Here is a 6296-nt window from a genome sequence, read left to right as displayed (position 1 = left end):
CGCCCCCCCGCCCCCCCCCCCGCCCCCCCGCCCCCCCCCCCCCCCCCCCGGGCGCCCCCCCCCCCCCCCCCCCCGGGGCCCCCCCCCCCGGGGGTGGGGGGCCCCCCCCCCCCACTTCGGGGTGCGAGGGCGGCGCCGAGCTGCCCGGGGTGAGAGGGCGGCGCCGAGTCGCCCGGGGTACGAGAGCGGCGCCGAGCTGCCCGGGGTGAGAGGGCGGCGCCGAGTCGCCCGGGTGCGAGTCCCGGGCCGGCGGCGCCGCGTCAGCGGGCGGCGCGGCCGACGGGCACGGTGCCCTCGGGCTCCGCGAGCCGCTGCGAGTCGCGGGCCGCCGCGATCAGCGTCGCGCGCCTCCCGAGCGCGTCGGGCTCGGACGCGGCGCCGAGCACCTGCATCCGCCCGGGGCGCCGGGCCCGCATCGACGCGGTCCAGGCGCAGACGAGCGCGTCGAGCAGGTCCTCGCGGTGCTTGTAGGGCCGGTCGACCAGCGGCGACGGCTCGTCGATGAGGAGGCGCGACACCGGGTGCGAGGCCAACCTCAGCGGAGGATCCGCCACGTCGAGCGCGGCGAGACGCGTGATGAGGTCGTCGCAGGCGGTCGCGCGGGCGCTGCGCCGCTCCTCCTTCGGGAGGCTCGTGTCGGGCCGCTTGTAGCGCGGCCGGCGGTCGTCGTAGCCGAGCTCGGCCGCCCCGACGAGCGTCGTGTACGGGTAGCACTCGAAGTACGACACGGCGTCGGCCGGCACCGCGGCGACACCGTCGTCCCAGACGGCCCCTGCGGCGGCGAGGCGCTCGCCGAGGGTGCGGCCGCCCAGCCACGGCAAGGAGGCGCTGGAGGCGTTGGCCGACACGTGCCAGCGGCCGTACGCCCGGCCCACGAGCCGTTCGCTCGGCCGCATGCCTGTCGCGTTCGGCACCAGCACGGGGGCGTCGATCGCCACGTGCGAGCCGGGGGTCGCCCAGTGCAGCACCCATTCCGCGACCTCGTCGACGCCCCGCGCCCAGCCGGCGTCGAGCACCTCTCCGCGCGCGTCGACGACGGCCAGGCCGGTCTCGTTCGCGGGCGTGGTCGGGGTCGAGTCGCGCCAGGCGAGGTCGACGCCGAGGTAGCGGGGCTCGTCGGTCACGAGTCGCCGCCCGCCGCGTGCCGAGCCCGAGGACGTCGGACTTGCAGCTCTAGGGCCCGAGGACGCCGGCCCCGACCGACGAGCCCCGTCGACGCCCGGCTCACGGCCGCCGGTCGAGCTTCCAGCCGACCCACGCCGTGACGAGCACGACCCCGGCGGCGGCGAGCCTCGCCCCCGTCAGCACGCCGCTGCCGGTCGAGGTCGTGAGGCTCATGTCGCTGCCGATGCCGATGCCCCAGACGAGCCCCGAGACGGTGAGGCAGGCGACGAGCGCAAGACCGAGCAGCCCTGAGGTGACGGCGAACGCCCTCGGCCCCACCGCGTCGGCGGCGGCGGGGCTGCGGAGGCGCCCGCGGGCCCGGCCGGCGAGGCGCGAGGCGGCGAACCGCACCGCGGCCAGCCAGAACAGGGCGACGGCGCAGGCGCCGACGATGTCGCTCGACCGGTGCCAGCCGTAGGCGACGGTCTGCTCGGCGACGACGGCGGCGAAGGCCGTGCCGACGAGGAACACCAGGGGCCGCACGTGCCGCCCGAACGCGGTCATGACGGCGAACAGGGCGGCGACCGCGATCGTGGTGTGCCCGCTCGGGAAGCTGTTGCCGTAGAGGTCGCCGGTCAGGTCGGGCCGCGGCACGACCTGCTTGAGCACCTGCGTCGTGATGGTGGCGCCGACGATGAGGATGCCCGCCTGCAGCGCGGCACCGGGTCGACGGCGGAGGAACGCCACGAGCATGGTGACGCCGACGAGCAGCATGAGCGCCGCGGGCGAGATCGCGTCGAGCGCGGAGCCGGAGCCGAGGAGGCGGTCGTCGTCGACCGAGCTGAGGATGCTGTCCTCGACGGACTGGCCCGTCTCGGTGAGGACGGCCATGACGTAGACCCCGCCGAAGGCGACGACCGAGGCGGACGCCGCGACGATCCACCGACCCGACCCGTGTCGCCGGACGGCGGTCGGGGTCGAGAGAGCAGGGGCGGCGGTCACGTCCCCATGAAACCTCACCCCTCCTGGGCGCCGCCTCACACCCGGCTGGTGATGCGTCGAGTGCAGGAGCACTCACAGGAGGCGGTCGGCCCGGTCCCCGGGGTCACGGTGCGACGGGTGCCACGGGCGCGCGGCCGGCGTCGCGGAGCTGTGCGCGGAGCGCGACGATGCGCCGTGCGCGGTGCAGGCTCGAGAACGGGGTGACGACGGTCAGCACGCCGAACATGACGAGCCCGAGCCAGAACAGCCAGGTGGGGGTGAGCGTGTCCGCCGGGTCCGGCGGGAGCGCGAGCAGGGAGGCGCTGAGCGCGGCGAAGACGGCGAACTCGAGGGTGAACAGCCAGGCCCCGCGTCGGGCCCACGTCTCCTGGCGGGCCAGGATCGGGTCCCACGTCGACGTGTCCACGCCGTCGGGGAGGCGACCCGTCTTGACGGCGCGGGCGATGCGGGTGGCCTGGTCCGCGCCTCCGTGCTGCGACCAGGTCCAGGCGATGAACAGGGTCATGGACGCGCCGAAGGCCAGCCCCGAGAAGAGCCCGATCGCGACGCCCGCCGCGACGCGGGAGGAGGCGGGGAGCTCCGGCGGCATGACGAGCGCGGACAGGAACGTCCCCATCGCCCCGCCGAAGAACAGGCTCGTCGCGACGAAGCACCAGAGCAACGAGCGGCGTCGCGGCGCCTCGAGCACGTGCTCCCTGATCCAGCTGCGTCCGTCGGCCACGCCCTGAGCCTGGCACGGTCGGGCGTCGAGCCTCGTGCGGGGAGGGCAGGCTCACCCGCGGCTCATCTCGCCGTCACCCGGCGGTGGTCTCGGGGCATCGGGCGGCGCCTCCTCGTGTCCGGGCTCCTCGCCGGGCTCGGACGCGCTCCTCCTGGGAGGCGCGGAGGTCGCCGGAGCATGATCGACGCACAGCTGCCGACCCGGTCGGCACGAGACGAGGAGGCGCTCGATGAGCACCACGAACAGCAACGAGCCCCAGCAGGGCGGCGTCACCGACGAGACCGCCGAGTTCGGCGACCGCGCCGACGTGCCCGTGGCGGGCAGCACCGAGAACCACGGAGACGTCGAGCAGCCCGTCGCGCCCGGCACGGACGACGAGCCCGACCACCTGACCGGCCGCGAGGCGACGGGCGACGTGCTCGACCGCACGGGCACGGTCGACTCGGCGGACGTCGACGACCTGCTCGGCCGCCGCGAGGACCGCGACGACGACCACGAGGGCCCGCGCGCGCCGTAGCTCGTGTTCGCGGGCTCGGGCCCGGGCTCGATCGGGCCCGTGCACGGGCCTCGATCTGCCCCAGATGGTCGCCTACGTGGACGCGCGGCGACCATCCGGGGCGACTCCTCGCCCTCACCGGGACTCATGTGTCGCGTGGCGGTGCCTCGGGGCAGGAGTGAGCCCCCGACGCGACACCTGAGCGCGGCTCGATCGAGGAGGCGCGCTCGATTCGCGAGGACGCCCCCGGTCGTGTAGTGTTTCCTCTGGCCAATCGGCCGGAGAAATGCGCCTGTAGCTCAATGGATAGAGCATCTGACTACGGATCAGAAGGTTGGGGGTTCGAGTCCCTCCAGGCGCACGCGACTCGAAAGGCCCTGCCCAACACGGCAGGGCCTTTTCTCGTCTGAGGTGCTTGTCTGGCCGCCTGCCGGCGGCTGCGGCCGTTGGCCGCGCGTCAGCATGGCCCCTGCCCTACACGGCAGGGGCCGTTCTTCGTCTGGGTGCTCGTCTGGCCGCCTCCGGCGGCTGCGGCCTTCGGGCGTGCGTCGGCACGGTCCCTGCCCTTCGAGGCAAGGGGCGTTCTTCGTCTGGGCAGCCGTCGGGCCGCGGGCTCAGGTGGGCCGGATCAGCTGCGGGCCGTGGCCGGGGGCGACCGAGCTCTGCAGGACGAGGGCGGCCGCGCCGATCGCCGCCGAGTCCCTCGGGTTCGTCGCCAGCTCGACCCGGACGTCGTGCGACTGGCGGGCGAAGGCGCTCTCGGCGAGTCGCTGGCGGACGGCGCGGGCGTACACCGAGCCGGCGACCGCGATGCTGGGGCCGGCGAGGACGAGCCGGTCGACGTCGAGCACGTTGACGAACGAGACGACGGCGGCGGCGAGGTAGCGGGCGGACGTGGCGATCAGGTCCTCGGCGACGGCATGGCCGCCCACGGCGGCGCGGGCCAGACGATCGAAGTCCTGGGCGACCGTGTCCTCCTCGAAGGCGAGCCCGAGTCCCGTCAGGCGTCCCGACCGTTCGCGGGCCCGGAGCAGGACGGCGGCCGGCGCCGCGTAGCGCTCCGCGCACCCGCGGTTGCCGCAGAAGCACGGCTCGCCGTCGAGGTCGACGGACATGTGCCCCAGCTCGCCGGCGTTCGAGCTCGCGCCGCGGTACAGGGCCCCGTCGATGATGATGCCGGCCCCGAGCCCGGTGCCCATGTAGACGCCGGCGAAGGTCTCGGTCCGGGCGACCCGCCGTGTCCAGAACTCGCCCACGGCGGCGGCCGCGGCGTCGTTGTCGATCAGCACGGGCACGTCGAGGCGCTCGGCCAGGCTGTCCCGGAGCGAGAAACCCTCCCACCGACGCAGCGTCGGCGACCGGAGGATGGCGCCGTGGTCCGCCGAGAGCGGGCCGGGAGCGACGACGGCGACCCCGGCGATCGACGCCCGGGGGATGCCCGCGGCGTCGACGAAGGCGTCGAACTGCGCCACGAGCCGGTCGGTGACCTCGTGGGGCGAGTCGAGCGACGCCCCGTCGACGAGCTGTCGCGCGACGATGCCGCCGCCGGCCCCCGTGGCGACGAAGGTCATCGACTCGTAGCCGAGCTGGACGCCCACCGCGTACAGGGCGCCCGGGTTGATCTCGACGAGGGTCCGGGGCTTGCCGCCGCCGGAGGCGACCCGCCCGCTCTCGCGGACGATGCCCTCGGCGAGCAGCTTGCGGACGATGTTCGAGATGCTCGGCTGGGTGAGGCCCGTGGTCGAGGTCAGCTCGACCCTGCTGATCGGGCCGGACGAGCGGATCACGTCGACGACGAGTGCCCGACTGCCCGGTCCGGAGGCGGGGGACTCGGGTCTGGCCACGTCGTCCTCCCCGCCTCGGGCGAGCCTCGGTCTGGTGCTCGCCCGCGTCGGTGACACGATAGCGGTCACGAGAGAGCGCACGGCACCACGATCGGGGCCGAGGAGGACGAGGCGATGCGAGACGCGACCCTGACCGAGAGCGACCGTGCGTCGCGCCTCCCGCGGCCGATCGGCCTGACCCTGGTGCGTCCCAGCGAGATCTACGGGGCCGAGCCGTACTTCCACGAGCTGACCGCCGGCCTCGACCGGGTCGTGCGGCCGCGGGGGCACGCCGTGCTGCTGCGGGTCCTTCCCGACCGGGCGGCCGAGCTCGACCTGTGCCGCCGGTGGTCGGCCGGGGGCGTCGTGGACGCCGTGGTGCTCGTCGACCTGAGCGTGGACGACCCGCGGGTGTCCCTGGTCGCCGAGCTCGAGCTGCCCGCGATCTCGGTCTCGTCGCCCGCCATCTCGAGCGGGCTCCCCGCCGTCTGGACGAACGACGACGTCGCCGTCGAGGAGGCGGTGGACGCGCTGGCGTCGCTGGGCCACGTCCGCCTCGCCCACGTCAGCGGACCGCTGGGCCTCGCCCACTCCGTCGCGCGCCGGGACACCTTCATCGCGGTCTGCGAGGAGCGGGGCCTGACCGCGTCGACGATGACGGGGGACTACTCGTTCGAGTCGGGTGAACGCGCCCTCTCGGCGCTCCTCGACGCGCAGGCCGGCCTTGACGACCCGACCGCCCCGGCCGACCCGACCGCGGTCGTCTTCGACAACGACCTCATGGCGCTCGGCGGGCTCGCCGAGGCTCGACGCCGCGGCCTCCGCGTGCCCGGCGACCTCTCGCTCGTCGCCTGGGACGACTCGGCCCAGTGCCAGCTCTCCGAGCCGCCGCTCTCCGCCCTCAGCCACGACGTCCAGCGCATCGGCGAGATGGTGGGCGAGACGGTCCTCGCCGTGCTCGACGGGCAGCAGCCGCCCACCCTCGAGGCGCCGCCCATCGTCTTCGTGCCCCGGGCGACGACCGGCCCGCCCGCCCCCTGACGTTCAGCGGGCGGCACCACTCCCTCCCTCCCGCCTTTCCTCACCTCCGAATAGTGCATAAATTAATAATCAAAGTCTTGACACGGCATGACGCCGCGGGCGAAGCTGA

The 6296-nt window shown here is 74.9% G+C and carries 6 protein-coding genes and 1 tRNA gene; 3 read left to right on the top strand and 4 right to left on the bottom strand.

What is annotated here, in order from left to right; translation table 11 throughout:
• Window positions 1-260: 260 nt before the first annotated feature.
• The 3 genes from FHR78_RS06100 to FHR78_RS06090 all read right to left on the bottom strand — a co-directional run bounded on the left by FHR78_RS06100 (window position 261) and on the right by FHR78_RS06090 (window position 2827).
• Window positions 261-1124, bottom strand: a complete 864-nt coding sequence (locus tag FHR78_RS06100) for a DUF429 domain-containing protein (protein ID WP_166759533.1) — start codon at window positions 1122-1124, stop codon at window positions 261-263.
• Window positions 1125-1224: 100 nt separating this feature from the next.
• Complete coding sequence (locus FHR78_RS06095; RefSeq protein WP_166759532.1) at window positions 1225-2106, bottom strand: phosphatase PAP2 family protein; 882 nt, start codon at window positions 2104-2106, stop codon at window positions 1225-1227.
• Window positions 2107-2209: 103 nt separating this feature from the next.
• Window positions 2210-2827: a hypothetical protein gene (locus FHR78_RS06090; RefSeq protein ID WP_166759531.1), complete on the bottom strand. Its 618-nt coding sequence runs from the start codon at window positions 2825-2827 to the stop codon at window positions 2210-2212.
• A gap of 229 nt (window positions 2828-3056) precedes the next feature.
• On the opposite strand from FHR78_RS06090, the gene FHR78_RS06085 reads away from it, so the two are divergent.
• Together FHR78_RS06085 and FHR78_RS06080 are read left to right on the top strand one after the other, a co-directional pair.
• Complete coding sequence (locus FHR78_RS06085; RefSeq protein WP_166759530.1) at window positions 3057-3344, top strand: hypothetical protein; 288 nt, start codon at window positions 3057-3059, stop codon at window positions 3342-3344.
• Window positions 3345-3611: 267 nt separating this feature from the next.
• A tRNA-Arg gene (locus FHR78_RS06080) sits at window positions 3612-3684 on the top strand.
• A gap of 253 nt (window positions 3685-3937) precedes the next feature.
• Here the strand turns inward: FHR78_RS06080 and FHR78_RS06075 are convergent.
• On the bottom strand, window positions 3938-5167 hold the full coding sequence (locus tag FHR78_RS06075) for an ROK family protein (RefSeq protein ID WP_166759529.1): 1230 nt from the start codon (window positions 5165-5167) through the stop codon (window positions 3938-3940).
• 114 nt (window positions 5168-5281) lie between these two features.
• Between FHR78_RS06075 and FHR78_RS06070 the strand changes: the two genes are divergently transcribed.
• Complete coding sequence (locus FHR78_RS06070; protein WP_166759528.1) at window positions 5282-6187, top strand: LacI family DNA-binding transcriptional regulator; 906 nt, start codon at window positions 5282-5284, stop codon at window positions 6185-6187.
• The last annotated feature ends 109 nt before the right edge of the window (window positions 6188-6296 follow it).

The sequence above is a fragment of the Frigoribacterium faeni genome, assembly GCF_011761235.1.
Classification (GTDB): Bacteria; Actinomycetota; Actinomycetes; order Actinomycetales; family Microbacteriaceae; genus Frigoribacterium; species Frigoribacterium faeni_A.
Note: the sequence above shows the minus strand (reverse complement) of the source record. Positions and strands in the feature narration are given on the sequence as shown.